This is a genomic window from Desulfospira joergensenii DSM 10085 (assembly GCF_000420085.1).
Lineage (GTDB): Bacteria > Desulfobacterota > Desulfobacteria > Desulfobacterales > Desulfobacteraceae > Desulfospira > Desulfospira joergensenii.
This window is the reverse complement of record NZ_ATUG01000001.1, coordinates 869,734-888,013: the sequence shown is the minus strand read 5'-3', so window position 1 is coordinate 888,013 and position 18,280 is coordinate 869,734. Positions and strand designations below refer to the sequence as shown.

Below are 18,280 nucleotides of genomic sequence, written 5' to 3'. Positions count from 1 at the left end.
TATGATTAAATAATATCCTTAAACCACTGTTTCATTCTTATAAATATCGTGTTCAGTCCCTGGTGGGACCCTTCTTTTAAACCGGGTCTGCACTCGGCGGAACCGGCACCGAAGATCACCAGTCCGACTCCCGTGGCATAGGCCGGATTCTTTACAATGTCCTTTAATCCCCCGACCTTGTCGGGCTGTCCGATCCTCACGGGAACGTTGAAAACCGATTCCGCAATCTCCGTTATTCCGTCCATGACCACGCTTCCCCCGGTGAGGACAAATCCGGCCGGGAAAGAATTTTCAAGCCCGTTGGAAAAGAGTTCCTTTTTGAGCAGGGTGAAGATCTCCTCCACCCGGGGTTCCAGAATCTCGGCCAGGATGCCCCGTGAAAGCCGTTTGGGATCCCTTCCGCCCACGGCCGGGACTTCGATGGAGTCCCCGTTTCTGGTGGTTCTGGGAATGCAGGTCCCGTGTTCCAGTTTGATTTTCTCGGCTTCGGGCAGGGGGGTTCGAAGGCCGATGGAAATATCATTGGTCAGGTTGTGGCCTCCCACGGTGAGTTCATAGATGAACTTGGCGTTCTTGTCCTTGAACAGGGCCAGGTCAGTGGTGCCTCCCCCCAGGTCTGCCAGGACGCATCCCAGTTCCTTTTCCTCGTCCGTGAGCACGGCCTGGCCCGAGGCCAGGGACTCCAGAACGATATCGCAGACCTCGAGCCCTGCCTTGTTGCAGCATTTGACAATGTTTCTTGCCGAGGAGACCGCACCCGTGACAATGTGAATCTTGGCCTCCAGGCGGATGGCGGTCATGCCCACGGGATTCTGGATGGATTCCATTTCATCCACAATGAACTCCTGGGGGATGACATGGAGGATCTCCCTGTCCGTGGGAATGGCAACGGCCTTGGCCGCGTCAATGACCCTTTCCACATCTGCTTCGGCAATTTCCCTTCCCTTGATGGCAATGATGCCGTGGCTGTTGAATCCCTTGATATGGCTGCCTGCAATCCCCACATAGACCGAGGAGATGTCACAGCCGGCCATGAGTTCGGCCTCTTCAATGGCCTTTTTAATGGAATCCACCGTGGATTCGATGTTGACCACGGATCCCTTGCGAAGGCCCGTGGAGGGATGAGACCCCACCCCGATGATATTGACCTGGTCATCCAGGAATTCTCCCACGATGGCGCAGATCTTGGTAGTGCCGATATCCAGCCCTACGATTATCTTTTCATTTCCCTGCAATTCAAACCCCCTTTTCCATTGAAATGTGTAGAGCATCATCATCCTTAATTTTGATAAAAACCTTTTCAATATCAAAAAGATCCATGGCAGAGATGGTTTTATCCGGATAGTTTTTACCGATATATGTGCTGATTTCCTTGGCCTTGATCAGTTTTTCCCGGAACCGGTCAAATCCGAGTTTGATGCGGACCACGCCATCCGGCCTAGGATGGTTTTTATTGTAAATATCCTGGGCATTGATAATAATTCCCGTGTTCTCATCTCCGTCCAGGTTGATCACGGGATGGCCGGCCAGGGGAGAGGTTTTGAGAAAATCCATAATGGAGTTGAACAGCTTTCCTTCAAACCGGTATACATTGTTCGAAAGGGTCAGATCCACTCCGGAGATCACGGGCAGGCTCTCCACCTGGTCCGTTTCCGGATCATATTCCTTAAAGGGCCGGCCCTGGGTGTTGATGAGAATCCTGGCCATGTTTTCCACATTGACAATGGCCAGGGGCGTCTCTTCATCCACCCGGATGATCAGGGTGGAAAAAAGGGAACGCCTTACAGAAGCCCGGGCAATCCAGGGGTGGGATGCGATCTGTTTTTCCATGATGTTCAGATTGACCTTGAAGATATTGCAGGGTTCTTCCAGGGCGGCAAGTTTCAGAATTTCATTTTTCACCACCCTCTGATCCCCTGAAATGAGGATTTTTTTAACCAGAAACAGGGGGGACTGGGTGACCAGGTCATGGGCCAGAATGGCTCCCAGGCTGAGAAAAAGGATGAGGGCCGGAAGTGCGAGAAAAGCAAAGATCCTTTGGACCTGATTTCCGTTTTCGGCAGATCTGACCCCTTTTTCAGGTGCCGGATCCGGCTTGTACCTGTTTTCTTTACTCTTTTTTGCCATCATCCACCACCTTTACTTCTGTTTCGAGTCTGATATTGAATTTCTCCCATACCTTTTCCCGGATTATCTTTTCCAGGGCCAGGATGTCCTTGCAGGAGGCATTGCCCCTGTTGATAATAAAATTGGCATGGCAATCCGAAACCTGGGCGTCATTCACCCTCATGCCCTTGAGTCCGGCCTGGTCGATGAGTTTCCCGGCGGACTGATCCGGCCCGGGATTTTTGAAAAAACACCCCCCGCTGGCCAGGGACACGGGCTGGGTCTTTTTTTTGGCTTTCAGGTTTTTTTCAAACCGGTCCCGGATCAATTCCGGATCACCGGGTTCAAGTTTCAGCCTGACACTTAGAATCACCTTGTCCGGTAGGCTCAGGTTTCTGTAGGAAAAGTCCATTTCCTCTTTTTTCAGGATTTTTAATTCCAGGGTATTGAGGTCAAGGACATCTACCGAGTCCAGAACATGAGAGATCCATCTGTCAGCCGTTCCGGCGTTCATCATTACGGCTCCGCCCAGGGTTCCCGGAATGCCGGCCGCAAATTCGAGCCCGGACAGCCCCTGGTCCACGGCCGAACTTACTATTCTTGCAAGGGGCTCTCCGGCCGAAGCTTCCAGGAGGGTATTTCCCTTGAGCTGAATGGAAGACCTCAGGTTTTTTAAAACAATGACAAGACCCCGGATGCCCCGGTCCGGAACCAGAATATTGGAGCCCCCCCCGATGATGGTGATGGGCAGCCGGTGCTGCCGGGCCGACTGGATCAGATCCCTGAGCTCCCGGCCGGTTCTTGGCAGGGCCATGAGATCGGCCGGCCCGCCCACCCTGAAGCTGGTATGCTTTTTCATGGGTTCCATGGGCAGGAGACTGAATCTTTGGATCAGCCGGGTATGTGTGTTGGCCGGAGTCATTCTCTATAAGATCTCCACCAGTTTTTCACCGAGGGTGTAAACATCACCCGCTCCCAGGGTCAGGACCAGGTCCCCTTTCCCGGCCTTGTGGGTGACCATGGACAGGGCCTGGGAAAAATCCGGGGCAAAGGAGACGTCCTTGTGGCCGTGGGCCCGGATGCCCTGGCAGAGTTCCTCGGAGTTGACCCCTTCAATCTCTTCCTCGCTTGCCGCATAGATGGGCAGGAGAATGAGCACGTCGGACTGGTAAAAGGAGCGGGTAAACTCATGGAACAGGGCCTTTGTCCTTGTGTACCTGTGGGGCTGGAACAGGACGATGAGTCTTTTTTCCGGATAGCTGTCCCGGACCGCATTGAGCGTGGCCGTGATTTCAGTCGGGTGGTGGCCGTAGTCATCCATGACCAGGATCTCTTTTTTCTTCCCCTTGATCTCCAGGCGGCGTTTGACCCCCTTGATCTGCTCCAGGGCCTTTTTAATGGTGTCAAAGGGGATCTTTAATTCCAGGGCCGTGGCAATGCCGGCCAGGGCATTGGAGATATTGTGCTGACCGGCGATGTTGAGGATGATTTCTCCGAGAAGGGCTTCATGGAGAAAGACCTTGAACCGGCTTTTCCCGTTTTCAAACCGGATGTCCTGGGCCTTGAGGTCGGACTGGGCGGTCATGCCGAAGGTCAGGGTCCTGACCCGGATTCTGGGCAGGATATCCTGGATATGCTCGTTGTCCAGGCAGAGGATGGCCAGACCGTAAAAGGGAACCGAATTGATGAACTGAACGAATTTATCCTTGATGTCCTCAATATCCTTGTAATAGTCCAGGTGCTCCAGGTCGATATTGGTAACTGCGGCTATGGCCGGGGCGTATTTTAAAAAGGATCCGTCGCTCTCATCGGCCTCGGCAACGATGAAATCCCCTTTCCCGTGCAGGGCATTGGTATCCAGTCCCTGGAGCAGGCCGCCGATGATGACCGTGGGATCCAGGCCGGCCGTGTTGAGGATCTGGGATATCATGGCCGTGGTGGAGGTCTTCCCGTGGGCCCCGGACACGGCAATGGAGTATTTAATCCGCATGAGTTCGGCCAGCATCTCGGCCCGGGGGATGATGGGAACAGAGAGTTCTTTGGCCCGGACCACCTCCGGGTTCTGGGAGGCAATGGCCGATGAGGTGACCACCACATCGGCGTTCTGTATCTGGTCCTTGGCATGGCCCTGGAAGATAACGGCCCCTTTTGCTTCCAGGCGCCGGGTAATATGGGAAAGCTTGAGGTCGGAGCCGGACACCCGGTATCCCAGGTTCAGGAGCAGCTCGGCAATTCCGCTCATGCCGATGCCTCCGATTCCGACAAAATGAATATGATAGTCGTTCTGGTACATTAAGCTATCCTTTTATTTCCTTTACAATATGGGCGGCGATGCGTTCGGCCGCATGGGGCATGGCAAGGCCTTTCATGACCCTGGACATGGATGCAAGCCTTTCCGGGTCTGATTTGAGTTCAAGTATGGTCTGGGCAAGACGTTTTCCGGAAAGCTCATGATCCGGGATGAGAACGGCTCCGCCTTTTTCCTCCAATGTTCTGGCATTAGAGGTCTGGTGGTCGTCGGCAGCATGGGGAAAGGGGATGAGAACGGCGGGCAGCCCCTTTATACAGAGCTCCGACAGGGTGCCGGCGCCGGCCCGGGCAATGACCAGGTCGGCCATGTCCTGGACAGCTCCCATGTCGTGGAAAAAGGCAGCGCTGTGGACCCGGATCTTCAGGTCCTGATAGGCTCTGCCGATCTCTTCCTCATCCCGGATTCCGGTCTGGTGGATGATGAAAATGTCCTGGGTCTCTTCCAGGAGTTCGGCCGCCTTGATAAGGGCGCTGTTGATGCTGGCCGCGCCCTGGCTTCCCCCGGTAACCAGGATGGTGAAATCCCCGGGCCGGGCTTTGGGGAGGTCTTCATCGGATTCATTGGTTTCGGTCCGGCGGATGGGATTTCCCACCCACTGGATTTTGGATTCAGGCATGTGCCGGGTGGCTTGAAAAGCGGTAAAAATGGTGCCGCTGAACCGGGACAAAAGCCGGTTGGTGATGCCGGGGATGGTGTTCTGTTCCTGGATGGCCGTGGGAATCCGCAGGATCCAGGCGGCCAGGACCAGGGCAAAGGAGGAAAATCCCCCCACGCCCAGGACAAATCCGGGCCGGAACATCATGATGATGAATAGCGACTGGACCAGGGAGACCAGGATCAGAACAACGGCCTTGGCCTTGGCAAAAAGGCTGCCTCCCTTGACCGGTCTGGCGGCTATGATCCTGTGGTCATACCCGTACCGTTCCAGGGTGTTGATTTCAAAGGGGGCATTGGTTCCCACAAAAAGGATACGGCATCCGGGATCTGCAGATTCCAGGGCCTGGGCCACGGCAATGCCCGGGAACAGGTGCCCCCCGGTTTTCCCGCCTGCTATGATGATCCTGGATCTATTTTCCATGTCTGGCCGATGCTCCGATATTCATTAAAATTCCCATGGCCGTCATATTGATGATCAGGGAGGTTCCCCCGTAGGAGATAAAGGGGAGGGTGAGTCCCTTGGTGGGAAGAACCCCTAAGGCCACTCCCGCGTTGATGATGACCTGGACCCCGATGTAGATGGTCAGCCCGGCTGCCGCCACCGAACCGAACATGCTTTTGGACTTCCTGGCAATGGTGCCGCCTTTGACCAGAATCACCCCGTAGAGCGCCAGGATAAAAAGTACCCCGGCAAGCCCCAGTTCTTCCCCGATGATGGAAAAGATAAAATCCGTATGGGGTTCGGGCAGGTAATGCATCTTATGCATGCCCAGCCCGATTCCCTTTCCCGTGAGCCCCCCTGAGCCGAATGCCTTCAGGGATTGGGTGATCTGGTAGCCGGTGTTATAGGGATCATCCCAGGGATTCATGAAGGTCATGACCCTGAGCAGCCGGTATTCCACCTTATAGACCAGGAAATAGGCCATGGGGATGAGCAGGGGCAGGGGGCTGAGCAGATGGAGAATCCTTACCCCGGCCACGAACATCATGCCCCAGCAGATCAGGCCCAGGACCACGATGGTGCCGAAATCCGGCTGGACAATGATGAGTCCGGCAAAGATGAGATAGATCATGAAATGGGGGATGAACCCGATGGAAAAATTTTCAATGACCGGCTGCTTCTTGGCCAGGGAATAGGCCATGAAAAGGATCAGGGCCAGTTTGGCAAATTCCGCCGGCTGAAAAGTGAAGCCGAAGAGACTGATCCACCGGCTGGCTCCCCCGGCTTTCACCCTCAAGGAGGGGATCATGACCAGGATCAGGAGGACAATGGATGCGGACAGGATGATCCAGGCCAGGCTCTTATACAGCCGGAAGGGGAAGGATGCGGCCACGAACATGACGCTCAGGCTGATGCAGAAGAAAATGGCCTGTTTCTGCATGTAATAATAGAGGGTGTTGTGCTCTTCCATGCTGATGGCCGAAGATGCAGAGCAGACCATGGTGATCCCGATCCCGCACAGAACCAGTACCGGAAACAGGATTCCCTTTTCGCTCAGAAAGGGGTGTATGGCCCTGGGCTTATCCATGATCTGTCTCCAGGTCCCTGACCCGGGCAATGAAGTCATTGCCCCGGTCCTTATAGTTGTCATACATGTCAAAGCTGGCGCAGGCCGGGGAGAGAAGAACGATTTCCCCGGATCTGCCGGTTTCATGGGCCGCATTCACGGCCTGGGCCATGCTGGTCTTTACCTGTACCGGACAGACAGACCCAAAGGTTTCCAGAATATGGGGGGCTGCCTCGCCAATGGCCAGGATCAGTCTGACCCTTTCTTTGATCACCGGGACCAGGGCGGAAAAGTCTGTTCCCTTTTCCCGGCCCCCCAGGATGAGGATGATTCTCTTTCCCGGGGAAGGCGTATCAAAGGTTTGAAGGGCCCGGACCACGGCATCCGTGTTGGTGGCCTTGGAATCATTGTAAAATTGTATCCCGCTGATTTCCCGGACAAAGGAGATCCTGTGGGCCAGGTTTTTGAACCGGGCCAGGGCCGAAGAGATCCCTTCAAGGGATGCACCGGCACAGAGGCTTGCCAGGGCGGCCGCAGCCAGGTTTTCCCGGTTGTGTCCTCCGGGCAGTTCTTTTAAATCCTTACAGGAGATCTTTGCGGAATTCTTCTTTAAAAGGTCCGGCAGGATCAGATCCACCGATGTCCCATCAACGACTGCCCCCCGTGAGATCTTCTTTTGGGGACCGGAACAAAATTCATACAGGGTGGAGGCAATGGATCGGGTGCGGGAAGAAAAGCTTTCTATCCTGCTGTTGATCACGGCATGGTCCTGATGGGTCTGGTTTTTGAATATGGACCATTTGGAATCTTCATAGGCCTTGAGATCCGTGTACCGGTCCAGGTGGTCCGGGGCCAGGTTCAGGAGGGCGGCCACATGGGGCCTGAAATTTCGGGCAAGATCGAGCTGGAAGCTGGAGACTTCAGCCACGACCACCCGGGCGGTTGAATCCTGCATCAGAAACTCCACCAGCGGGGTTCCGATATTGCCCCCCATGAAGACAGGGATGCCCGAGGCTTCCAGCATGTCCCGGACCAGGGTGGTGGTGGTGGTTTTGCCGTTTGTACCGGTAATGGCCACAATTGGGGTGGTATTGTATCGGGCAAAGATGTCCAGATCCCCGGTAAGGGCCGTGCCTGAGTCCACTGCCCTGCGGATATAGGGGATGTCCAGGGGGATGCCCGGGCTGACCACCAGGGTATTGGCCCGGTCAAAGGTCTCCTGGTCATGGAACCCGATCTGGGTCTCGATGCCCAGGTCGTTGAGTTCCTGAGCCGCATCTTTCCTTTCCGGGTCTTTGTCCGTGGCCTTTACGCAGAATCCCTTTGAATGAAGAAATCTGGCCATGGACATGCCTGAACGGCCCATGCCCACAACAAGATAATATGTATCTGATCTCTTCTTCATTCTATCCCAAATGTGTAAAAGGTGATTCTCAATGGTTTTCCTATCGTATTTTAAGGGTACTCAGCGAGATCAGGGCCAGGGTAATGGATATGATCCAGAACCTGACAATGACCTTGGATTCGTGCCAGCCCTTGAGTTCAAAATGGTGGTGCAAGGGCGCCATCCTGAAGATTCGTTTCCCCTTGGTCAGTTTAAAATAAGAGACCTGGAGGATCACGGACAATGCCTCTATGACGAAGAGTCCCCCGACGATGAGCAGCAGGATCTCCTGCTTGGTGACAATGGCAATGGCCCCCAGCATGGCCCCCAGGGGGATGGAGCCGGAGTCGCCCATGAATACCTGGGCAGGGTGGGCATTGAACCATAAAAACCCCATTCCCGCCCCGGCCAGGATTCCGCAGATCACTGAAATTTCACCGGCCGATGTGATATGTCTGACGTGGAGGTATTCGGCAAACTGGGTATGACCGGCCACATAGGCAAAAAACATATAGGTCACCGAGGCCACGATATAGGGTCCGATGGCCAGTCCGTCCAGCCCGTCCGTGAGGTTGACGGCATTGGAGGTACCCACAATGACCAGGCAGGCAAAGGGAATATAGAAAATCCCCAGGTCCGGGGAAAAGTTTTTAAAGAAGGGGATGGTCAGGCTGGTATCAAAATCCGGGCACTTGTAAATCAGGTAAGAGATGATCAGGGCAAACAATACCTGGATGGCGAACTTTCCCTTGGCCGTGAATCCCATGTTCCGTTTTTTTACCTGCATGAGATAGTCGTCGATAAATCCGATAAACCCGAAAAGCACCAGGTTCAGCACCAGGATGTTTACGTAGTGGTTGGACAGGTTCCCCCATAAAAGGGTGGTGGCCAGGATGGAAACAAGGATGAGGATACCTCCCATGGTAGGAGTTCCCTGTTTTCCCAGATGGCTCTGGGGACCGTCTGTCTGGATGATCTGTCCGATCTGCATGGTGGCAAGCTTTCTAATGACAAAGGGTCCCAGGATAAAGCAGATCAAAAATGCAGTCAGTCCCCCGTAAATGGTCCTGAAGGTGATATACCGGAAGATGTTCAGGAAGCCGAACTGTTCGTGGAGGGGATATAGGAATTCATAAAACATTTGTGTCAGGCTACCCTTTGATCTGTTTCTTTGTTCTGCATGGCCCTTCTGTCCTTTCCTGACCGCCGTTCCGGACAATGGGCGGCATAGGAAAATTGTCTTCTGTCGTTTGAGGCGCGCCTTTCCTTGAAAATGGGGGGATGACTCATAGGAACTCCTTTCCCGGTCTGCCTGGGTTTTCAGGCTTTACCTGTCCATTTATCTGGTTTTTTATCTGATTTTTCATCCGGGCGATGACGGTTTCCATGGCCATGCCCCTGGATCCCTTGACCAGGATCCAGTCGTCCTTGGCTGCATGCGTTAAAACCTTTTGGCTGATCTCTTCCTTTGATCCGTGAAAGAGATGTTCCTCAGGAAATCCGTTTTCCAGGGCGCCTTTGAGAATAAACCGGCTCTGGGGGCCGAAAAGAAAGAGTCTTGAAATGGAAAGGCCGGCTGCTGTTTTGCCGATCTCATAGTGCAGGGCCCCGGAGTCTTCTCCCAGTTCCAGCATGTCGCCCAGAACGGCAATGGCGGTTTTTTCCCGGGCCTGGTCGGCCAGGATTTTGAGGGCCTGGGTCATGGAAGCCGGATTGGCGTTATAGGAGTCGTCAATCAGGTGGATGCCGTTTGTGAGGCGGATGATATCCAGGCGGCCGGATACGGGGGTAAAGTCCATGAGTCCTGCCCGGATATCTTCGGGCCCTATGCCGGCAAGCTTTGCCGCGCCAATGGCGGCCAGGCTGTTGTTGACCATGAAAGGGGCAGGGGAGGGAAGGGTGAGACAAAGGGGCTCGCCGTCCCAGTCTATGGAGAATTGGCATTGACCCTCCTTGATCTCAACGGACTCGGCCCGGATGCCGGCTCTGTCACGGGTCCCGAAAAGGAGAATACCTGAAATATCCGGGTTCTTTTCGGCCCCGGCAATGAGTATGTCTGCCCGGGGATCATCCCCGAATATCACGGCAACGGATTCTTTTCCGGCATGTTCAAAAATTTCAGCCTTGGCCCGGGCAATATTGTCGTGGGTTTCCAGGCCTTCCAGGTGGGCACCGGCGGTATTGGTGACAAGGGCGATGTCGGGCCGGGAAATGGACGATAGCCGGGATATCTCCCCGGCGTGGTTCATGCCCATTTCCACAATGGCCCACTCATGGTGTGCCGACAGGCGTAAAAGGGTCAGGGGGACTCCGATTTCATTGTTTAAATTCCCCTGGGTGGCCAGGATATGGAATCTTTTTTTAAAGATTTCCTGGGCGATTTTCCGGGTGCTGGTCTTGCCGTTGGAACCTGTGATGCCCAACACTTTGACCCCGGACCGGATCCGCTGGTACCGGGCCAGTTGGCCCAACGCTTTCAGGGTGTCGGAAACCTGGAAAAGGGCAATTCCTTTTTCCCCGGCAAGATCTCGGATCCGGGATGCTGAGATGGAATCCTCCCGGGCCACAAAGCCCTGGATTCCCTTTCGGATCAGGTCCGGAATGAATTTATGGGCGTCAAAGTTCTCTCCCTGCAGGGCCAGGAAAATCTGGCCGGACTCAATGGACCTGGAGTCTGTGCCGATGCCCTGGAATCTGTGGCCCCGGGGCAGGGACCCGATGGCGGGAGCAAGGCCCAATGCCTGCTCCAGGTCGGCCAGACTCCATTCAATGGGCTTGAAAAGCGATTTGAATTCATCGCAGGCCAAGGCCAGTTCCTCCCTGTCGTCAAAGTGGATGGTTCCTGAGTTGGTGATCTGGTAGGTTTCATGCCCCTTGCCGGCGGCTACGATGATATCCCCGGGCCGGGATACCATTACGGCCATTTTCAATGCCTTTTTCCGGTCCGCCTGGATGGCAAATCCCTTTTTGCTTCCCTTTGGATTTTTCAGGGCAGGGGAATCCGGACGGATTTCAGGCACGGATTCTTCCCGGATGCCCTGAACGATGTCTTGAACAATGGCCTTTGGATTTTCCGTCCGGGGATTGTCTGAAGTGACAATGGCAAGATCGCTGTACCGGCAGGCGATTTTCCCCATGAGGGGGCGCTTGGACCGGTCCCGGTCTCCGCCGCAGCCGAATACGGTGATCAGCCTTTTGGGCGCCCTCTCCCTGAGGGTGCTCAAAATGGACTCCAGGGCATCCGGGGTATGGGCATAATCCACGAACAAATGGCGGAGGATATCGTTGGGTACTTTTTCAAGCCGGCCCGGGATCCGTGTACAGGATTCAAGTCCGGCCCGGATGTCCCCAGGGGAGATTCCCAGGGCGTGGGCCGCGCCTGCGGCACAGAGGATGTTTTCCAGGTTGAACCGGCCGGTCAGGGGAGATTTTACGGCAAACCGTTCATCTTCAACGGCAATGAAGCCTGACAGCCCGGTGATGTCGTCTTTCATTTCCATTGGCCTGATCCGGGCATGGGGATTCTGTCCCACCGGAATCCCGGGCCCGGGCAGGGAGGCAAAGAGCTTTTTTCCGTATTCATGGTCCGTGTTGATGACCGCGATTGCTCCTGCCGGCTGGATAAAATCGGTGAAAAAGCGGCGTTTGCATTGAAAATAATCATCCATATGGGAGTGATAATCCAGGTGATCCTGGGTCAGGTTGGTGAACACGCCCACCTTGAACTCACAGCCGTCCACCCTGCGCTGGTCCAGGCCATGGGAGGAAACCTCCATGATCACATGGGTGATGCCGGAAGCTTTCATCTCAGCCAGGGAACGCTGGATCACAACGGGATCGGGGGTGGTGACGGGGTTGTCCAGGATTTTACCCCCGTACCGGATATTTACGGTTCCCATCACCCCGCAGTTGAAACCACAGGACTTAAAAATGCTCTCCAGCATCCAGGTGATGGTGGTCTTGCCGTTGGTGCCCGTGATGCCCACCAGGGTCATCTCCTTTGAAGGATTCCCGTAAAAACGGGCCGCCAGAGCGGCCAGGGCTTGCCGTGAATCTTTGACAAGGATCACCCGCTCCCGGTTATGGGGATTTTCCTGGGCAATCACGGCTGCGGCCTTCTTTTCAAGGGCCTGGTCAATATAGTCGTGTCCGTCTGCCGCATGTCCCTTGACGGCGATAAAAAGGCTGTTGGGTTTGATATCCCTGGAATCCGAACGGATGGAAACGATCTCCGGATTCTCAGAAATCCCGGAAAGGGAAAGCCCGTGTAGGGGTTTTATCAGTTCCAAGAGTTTCACATCCGGTCTCCCTTGGCCAGGATTGCCACCATCTCTTTTTCCGGCGGAATATTCAAATAGCTGAAAGACTGTGTCATGATTTCACGGAATGCCGGGGCTGCCACATCTCCGCCATAGTAATCGTCCTTTGGTTCATCCACGATCACCAGGGCGGCCAGCCTGGGATTGTCCCTGGGAGCAAACCCGGCAAATACAGAGATGTATTTATTTTTTTCATATCCCGGCCTGTCTTTTCTGGCCTTCTGGGCCGTGCCGGTTTTCCCGCAGACCGAATACCCTTCAATGGCCGCCTTGAAACCGGTTCCCTCTTTCTCTACGGCATGTTCCAGCATCTTTCCGACCTGGTCTGCCGTGGTTTTAGAGACCACGGTCCGGATTTTTACCGGTGAAAAGACCTGGATATCCTTGCCCGTGTTTGAGATTATTTTTTTGATGAGCATGGGTTTCATCAGTATGCCCTGGTTGGCAATGGCGGAGATTCCGGAGATGAGCTGGACAGCCGAAACCGAGATGCCCTGGCCAAAGGAGATGGCCCCGGCATCCATATCCGACCATTGCCCGGGGGGCAGCAGAAGGCCGGGACTCTCTCCGGGGCAGCCCAGCCGGGTCTTGGCGCCGAAACCGAATCCGGTCAGATATTGGTAAAGGGTCTCTTTTCCGATGGTCTCCGTAATTTTTGCCGCCCCGATATTGGAGGAAAATTTTATGATTTTGTTGATGGAAAGCCAGTCATGGGGATGGGTGTCATGGACAATGTACTTTCCGATCCGGTATTCACCGTTTTCACAATAGAAAATGGACCGGGGGCTGAACCCTTTTTCCAGGGCTGCCGCAGCCGTGAACACCTTCATGGCCGAGCCCGGTTCAAAGGCATCGGTCACGGCCCGGTTCCTGAAAATTTTCTGGGTATACTCCTGGTAGTTGTTAGGGTTGAATCCGGGATAATGGGCAATGGAGAGCAGTTCTCCGGTATCCGGACGCATGACCAGGGCCATTCCGGATCGGGCCTTATGGGTTTTCACGGCGGACTCCAATGCCCGCTCCGAAAGGAATTGTATTTTTTTGTCAATGGTCAGAACAAGGGAGTTGCCTTTGAGTTCGGCTTTTTTCTGTTTGTCGATGTCCAGGATCTGGCCGGTTCCGTCCCTCCTGATTTTTATTTTGGCCCTGGCCCCGGTTAAAACCGCATTGTACTTGAACTCAAGACCTTCGAGCCCCATATCATCCTCTCCCGTAAATCCGATCACCTGGGCAGCCAGGTTCCGGTTGGGATAAAATCTTTTGGAATCGTTTTTAAAATAGATGCCCCGGATCTTAAGCTTCCGGATCCGGGCGGCCTGATCCGGTGGGACATCCCTTGCAATGATAGCAAAACGGCGGTCGGTTGACAGCCTCTTTGCCAGGGACGCAGGGTTGGTCTTTAAGATCCCGGACAGGGCTTTTGCCGTTTTTTCGGGGGCCCGGATCTGTGAGGGGTCTGCCGTGACCGTGAGGGCGTCTATGCTGGCCCCCAGTTTGTTGAAATTCCGGTCCAGGATCTGTCCCCGCTCCCCCTGGATGCTCAGGTGTCTGGAGTAGTTGTTTTCAGCCTTTCGGCTCAGGTCCCCGGACTGAAAGATCTGGACCTCAAAGGACCTGGCCCCCAGGAAAACGAGGCAGCCCACCAGAAGAATCTGGATGAAGATAATTCTCGGGCCCGTGGATCTTTCCTGCTTTTCAGGCATCAACGATCCCCTCCGTCAAGGTAGACGATTCTGTCAAATATATTTTCGGACAACCCCAGCCTGATTTTTGCGATCCCCGTAATCCGGGCATCGGATTTGAGACGGTCCCGCTCCAGGGAGAGGGCCTTGGTATAGGACTGGGCCTTTGTGAGTTTTTCCTGGGCATTGGAGATCTGGATAATGGCCTGGGTGGACTCGGTCCGGATCCAGATGTGAACCATGAGCTCGCAAAAGAGGATAAAGATCACCAAAAGCCACCGGTATCCCGGTTTCTGGTATTTTATGGTTTCTTTTCTCTGGTTCATTTATATCCTTTGGCTCATATTTTCTGGGCCACCCGGAGCCGGGAACTTCTGGCCATGGGGTTGGCGTCGATCTCTTCTTTTGTCGGTGCCAGGGGTTTTTTCAGTATGGATGTCAATTGGGGTACAAAACCGCAACCGCATTGGGGAAGGTCCCTGGGACAGGTGCATCCGGACTCAAGTTTTTTAAAGGCCTGCTTCACGATCCGGTCTTCCAGGGAGTGGAAGGAGATCACACAGATCCTGCCCCCTTTTTTCAGCAGGTCCGGCACCTCCTCCATAAAGGTCTTAAGATTTTCCAGTTCGTTGTTTACGGCAATTCTCAATGCCTGGAACACCCGGGTGGCAGGATGGATTTTCTGACGGAACCGGTTCTTTGCCGGCACAGCCGAAACGATAATGTCGGAAAGGGCCTTGCTGGTAAGGATGGGCTGGTTTGACCGTTCCCGGACAATGGCTCTTGCAATGCGGGATGAAAAATTTTCTTCCCCGAAACGGAAGAAAATCTCCCTCAGCTCCTTTTCCGTATAGGAGTTGATGATATGGCCGGCTGTCAGTTCGTTTCGAATGTCCATCCTCATGTCCAATGGTTCGTCCAGTTTAAAACTAAATCCACGTTTGCCGTGTTTTATCTGGTTGAGTGAAAAGCCAAGATCCAGGAGGATTGAATCCGCCCCTTCTATCCCGTTTGATTCAAGGATTTCGGGCAGATCGCTGAAATTATTGTGAAACAGCCTCACATTTTCTTTGAAGGGAGCGAGTTTCTTTTTCGCATGGGCCAGGGCATCCATGTCCTGATCAATGCCGATGAGCAGTCCATCGGGCAGAATGGCCTTGAGGGTAGACAGGGCATGCCCTGCGCCGCCAAGGGTGCAGTCCACGCAGATGCTTCCGGGTTTCAGGTTTTGATACTCATGCACCTCGGAGGGCATGACAGACCGATGCTCAAATCCCATTTTTACAACCCTAGGGAAGCGATTTCCTCTCTGACTTCCTCTTTTTCAAGTTCCTGCTCCATTTTCAATTTTTCCTGATCCCACTTTTCCCGGGACCAGATTTCGAACCGATCCAGTACCCCCACAAGAACGATGTCCTTTTCTATGCCGGCATAGGTTCTCAGACTCTGGGGAATGAGAATCCTGTCCTGTTTGTCACATTTCAGCGGACACGCATTGCCCAGGAAGAATCTTTTGAACTTTTCCATGGCAGCGCTTTTTGCCGCCAGGATCTTGGTTTCAAGATTTTTCCATTCGCTGAAAGTGTAGGCATAGAGGCACCCGTCCTTAATGGAGACCACGACCCCGTACTCATCATCGGCCTTGAGAACATTCCTGAATCTTGCGGGAATGATCACCCGGCCTTTGGGGTCAATCGTATGAAAGGAGCTTGATCGAAACACTTATTTAAGCCTCTGCAAAAAATACACTTACATCCACTTTCCACCACCTTAGGACACACTTTTACGAAAAAACCCGGGTAAGTCAAGGAAAAAATTCATTTTTACTTAAAAAGATAGCCGAAAACCATCTTATTTACTGGGCATTGAGAATGGGGAGTAAAGTGGATCTTGAATATTTTTCTGCAGAGGAACCTCGGAAAAAGAAGGAGTGAAAGACGGAATCTCTTTGTGGACGCGGCTCGCCGTCTGATTTTTCTATGGGATCGGAAAGAGAGATTGGAAGATAAAGGAGGGAAGGGGATAAAAGTGGAGTAACCCGGGATCAGTCACCGGGATGGATCAGATCCTCCACTGCTTTCTTTAAATCGGCAATTCTATAGGGTTTGGGAAGAATTCCCTTAAACCCGTATTTTGTAAACTCGTTCTTCAGGGAGCCTTCCGAGTCCCCCGAGGAGACAATGATACTGGCATGGGGGTCCAGGGCAAGAATTCTTTCACAGGTCTCTTTTCCGCCCATGCCTCCGGGGATGGTCAGGTCCAGGAGTACTCCCTGGAAGGGTCTGTCCTCCTCCTGGGCATTCCTGAATTTTTCAATGGCCTCTTCTCCGTCTTCGGCAAGGGTGGTGTCAAAGCCAAATTTTTCAAGCATTGCCCGGGTGATGTCTCGGATCTGTTCCTCATCGTCCATGACCAGAATTCTAGGACGATGATCCGGGTCTGAAAATGTAGAAGAACTCATTTGCATCCTCGCGGATTCATTTATGAAAAGTATTCCTTGGAGAATTCAGAATCTGTCCAAATTATCATAGAGAGATAAGGAGAAAAAAACAAGGAAAATGTCAAAAGTCCGGGAATCGAAATCAAAGGGGCCTGGCAATGGTCCGGCGGATATCGGTTATGACCTGGTCCAATTGGTCTCCATCGGAAGGCTTCAGGCGGACAGGGGCATGAACAAAGACGTCAATGGTTCCGGGGGTGAGATCAAGGGAATCCGACGGCAGGACCCGGAAAGAGTTTTTAATGGTCACCGGCAGAATGGGAAGTCCGGTTTCCAGGGCAAAGATAAAAGCGCCTTTTTTAAAGGGCAAAAGCCTTCCGTTCCGGCTCCGGGTACCCTCGGCAAAGAAAAAAACCGAGCTGTTTTCCGTCAGGGTCCTTTTGCCTTCACGGATGGACCGGATGGCTGCCCGGCTGTCGGACCGGTCAATAAAAATGCACCCCAGCCTGTGACAGGCTGCGCCGAAAATGGGGATTTTATCCAATTCCTTTTTCATGACCCATTTTATCTTCAGGCCCATGAATCCATGGATGATCGGAATATCCGCCATGCTCTGGTGGTTGGCCACCACCACATAGGCGCTGTTTCGGTTGTAGTTTTTACTTCCCTTTAGTTTTACTTTCAGAAGGGCAACCCCGCAGCAGGCCCTTGACCATATCACGGCAAAGATATCGGCGGCGTCCTGGCCAAGGACCAGTCCGGACAGGATGCACAACAGCCCCATGGCCGCGGTGTTCACAAATATAAAGGGAGCCACCACCAGCCATTTATAGGGCTGATATGCTTTTTTTAGATAGGGGTTCATTCTTTGGCCTTGTTTTTCGCCCCATTTTCCGGTTTTTTTCCTGCCTATTCTGCATCCTCTGCTTTCTTTTCTTCCAGGCCCAGGATCTTGTCCGCATGGGAGAGGATGTCTTTGGCCGTGTATGACTGGAGGGTAAAGGGATACGCATTCATCGAGGAGGTTCCGTCCACCTGTTCCTCTGCTTCCCCATCATAGAGATTTAAAACCATTTCTTCATCATTTTCAAGGATTATCGTACAGGCGGGCCCCTGGTTTTCCTCCTCTTTCTTCCGGACCCGGTATTTTTCGCATTCCAGGGATGAGAGTGAGGAAAGAAGGGAGTCGATTGCTTCCCTGTCCGGAGAGGAGCCGTCTTCATATTTCCACGAAATCCGGGATTCTCCCTCATCGTCCTTTGTCTCCGAGGCGATCAAGGTGCGGGATTTCCCGGCTTTGGTCAGCTGGATCTTCCGAATGGACTTTTCTTCAAATTTCAGGACGGTCTTGTCCCGGAAATCGTCCATGGGTTTATCAAAACTGGACCTGAAGTTTTCCCGGGCATGAAAGATCCGGGTATCCTTGTCCAGCATGACAAAGGTATGGTTGAAGCTCGGGGCGGTCTTGCCTATTTTAAAGGCCATCAAGAGGTTGTCTCCCTTGAATACCTCAACGTCCAGGGCATGGGCGTCGTCCAGTTCATACCGGAACCGGTCCTCCTTATCCGAAACCAGGGCCGATATTTTCAGGTTTTTCACCACGTCCAGCATGCTGTCCACGGCGTGTTTGTCCGCGGGAAACTTTTCTTTGCCGATGACCCATCCGTCATTGGTTTTATTGAACTCCAGGGGGGCATCCCTTTTGCCGATCCTGATTTTGTCCACCTGGGTGGTATCGACTTCTTTGATCTCAGGCAGGGTATAGTGGGTCTGGTCTTCTTTTTTCAGAACCAGATAGAGGCTCAGCCCCAGGATGAGCACTGCGAGTATGAGATATTCTTTTTTCATGGTCTTTTCCTCATGAAAGTCTAAA

17 protein-coding genes are annotated in these 18,280 nt (G+C 53.4%); all 17 read right to left on the bottom strand.

What is annotated here, in order from left to right; genetic code table 11:
- Nucleotides 1-5: 5 nt before the first annotated feature.
- The 17 genes from ftsA to F608_RS0104375 all read right to left on the bottom strand — a co-directional run bounded on the left by ftsA (nucleotide 6) and on the right by F608_RS0104375 (nucleotide 18,255).
- A complete protein-coding gene (gene ftsA, locus F608_RS0104455; RefSeq protein WP_027362468.1) occupies nucleotides 6-1,235 on the bottom strand; it encodes a cell division protein FtsA in 1,230 nt (409 codons plus the stop codon).
- Nucleotide 1,236: 1 nt separating this feature from the next.
- Nucleotides 1,237-2,127, bottom strand: coding sequence for a cell division protein FtsQ/DivIB (locus tag F608_RS0104450; protein ID WP_022664419.1), 891 nt, complete (start codon nucleotides 2,125-2,127; stop codon nucleotides 1,237-1,239).
- On the bottom strand, nucleotides 2,111-3,028 hold the full coding sequence (gene murB, locus F608_RS0104445; RefSeq protein WP_022664418.1) for a UDP-N-acetylmuramate dehydrogenase: 918 nt from the start codon (nucleotides 3,026-3,028) through the stop codon (nucleotides 2,111-2,113). The genes F608_RS0104450 and murB overlap by 17 nt, the downstream gene beginning before the upstream one ends.
- Before the next feature lie 3 nt (nucleotides 3,029-3,031).
- The gene (murC, locus tag F608_RS0104440) at nucleotides 3,032-4,399 is read right to left on the bottom strand and encodes a UDP-N-acetylmuramate--L-alanine ligase (RefSeq protein WP_022664417.1); all 1,368 of its coding nucleotides are present in this window, start codon (nucleotides 4,397-4,399) and stop codon (nucleotides 3,032-3,034) included.
- Nucleotides 4,400-4,403: 4 nt separating this feature from the next.
- Nucleotides 4,404-5,495, bottom strand: a complete 1,092-nt coding sequence (murG, locus tag F608_RS0104435; RefSeq protein WP_022664416.1) for an undecaprenyldiphospho-muramoylpentapeptide beta-N-acetylglucosaminyltransferase — start codon at nucleotides 5,493-5,495, stop codon at nucleotides 4,404-4,406.
- Nucleotides 5,485-6,603 (bottom strand): putative lipid II flippase FtsW, encoded by a 1,119-nt coding sequence (ftsW, locus tag F608_RS0104430; protein ID WP_022664415.1) that lies wholly within the window; start codon nucleotides 6,601-6,603, stop codon nucleotides 5,485-5,487. The genes murG and ftsW overlap by 11 nt, the downstream gene beginning before the upstream one ends.
- Nucleotides 6,596-7,987 carry a UDP-N-acetylmuramoyl-L-alanine--D-glutamate ligase gene (gene murD, locus F608_RS30720; protein ID WP_022664414.1) on the bottom strand — a complete coding sequence of 464 codons (1,392 nt, stop codon included), beginning with the start codon at nucleotides 7,985-7,987 and terminating at the stop codon, nucleotides 6,596-6,598. The genes ftsW and murD overlap by 8 nt, the downstream gene beginning before the upstream one ends.
- A gap of 40 nt (nucleotides 7,988-8,027) precedes the next feature.
- Complete coding sequence (mraY, locus tag F608_RS0104420) at nucleotides 8,028-9,107, bottom strand: phospho-N-acetylmuramoyl-pentapeptide-transferase (RefSeq protein ID WP_022664413.1); 1,080 nt, start codon at nucleotides 9,105-9,107, stop codon at nucleotides 8,028-8,030.
- A gap of 5 nt (nucleotides 9,108-9,112) precedes the next feature.
- On the bottom strand, nucleotides 9,113-9,256 hold the full coding sequence (locus F608_RS36100) for a hypothetical protein (protein ID WP_022664412.1): 144 nt from the start codon (nucleotides 9,254-9,256) through the stop codon (nucleotides 9,113-9,115).
- On the bottom strand, nucleotides 9,253-12,264 hold the full coding sequence (locus F608_RS30715) for a UDP-N-acetylmuramoyl-L-alanyl-D-glutamate--2,6-diaminopimelate ligase (RefSeq protein ID WP_022664411.1): 3,012 nt from the start codon (nucleotides 12,262-12,264) through the stop codon (nucleotides 9,253-9,255). Before F608_RS30715 ends, F608_RS36100 begins: the two co-directional genes overlap by 4 nt.
- Nucleotides 12,261-13,988: a peptidoglycan D,D-transpeptidase FtsI family protein gene (locus F608_RS0104405; protein ID WP_022664410.1), complete on the bottom strand. Its 1,728-nt coding sequence runs from the start codon at nucleotides 13,986-13,988 to the stop codon at nucleotides 12,261-12,263. The genes F608_RS30715 and F608_RS0104405 overlap by 4 nt, the downstream gene beginning before the upstream one ends.
- Complete coding sequence (locus F608_RS0104400; protein WP_022664409.1) at nucleotides 13,988-14,293, bottom strand: FtsB/FtsL family cell division protein; 306 nt, start codon at nucleotides 14,291-14,293, stop codon at nucleotides 13,988-13,990. The genes F608_RS0104405 and F608_RS0104400 overlap by 1 nt, the downstream gene beginning before the upstream one ends.
- Before the next feature lie 14 nt (nucleotides 14,294-14,307).
- Nucleotides 14,308-15,246 (bottom strand): 16S rRNA (cytosine(1402)-N(4))-methyltransferase RsmH, encoded by a 939-nt coding sequence (rsmH, locus tag F608_RS0104395; RefSeq protein ID WP_022664408.1) that lies wholly within the window; start codon nucleotides 15,244-15,246, stop codon nucleotides 14,308-14,310.
- Nucleotides 15,247-15,248: 2 nt separating this feature from the next.
- Nucleotides 15,249-15,689 (bottom strand): division/cell wall cluster transcriptional repressor MraZ, encoded by a 441-nt coding sequence (gene mraZ, locus F608_RS0104390; RefSeq protein WP_022664407.1) that lies wholly within the window; start codon nucleotides 15,687-15,689, stop codon nucleotides 15,249-15,251.
- A gap of 322 nt (nucleotides 15,690-16,011) precedes the next feature.
- Nucleotides 16,012-16,428, bottom strand: coding sequence for a response regulator (locus F608_RS0104385; RefSeq protein ID WP_022664406.1), 417 nt, complete (start codon nucleotides 16,426-16,428; stop codon nucleotides 16,012-16,014).
- Between the two features lie 121 nt (nucleotides 16,429-16,549).
- A complete protein-coding gene (locus F608_RS0104380) occupies nucleotides 16,550-17,272 on the bottom strand; it encodes a lysophospholipid acyltransferase family protein (RefSeq protein ID WP_022664405.1) in 723 nt (240 codons plus the stop codon).
- Nucleotides 17,273-17,316: 44 nt separating this feature from the next.
- Nucleotides 17,317-18,255: a DUF4340 domain-containing protein gene (locus tag F608_RS0104375; protein ID WP_022664404.1), complete on the bottom strand. Its 939-nt coding sequence runs from the start codon at nucleotides 18,253-18,255 to the stop codon at nucleotides 17,317-17,319.
- Nucleotides 18,256-18,280: the final 25 nt, after the last annotated feature.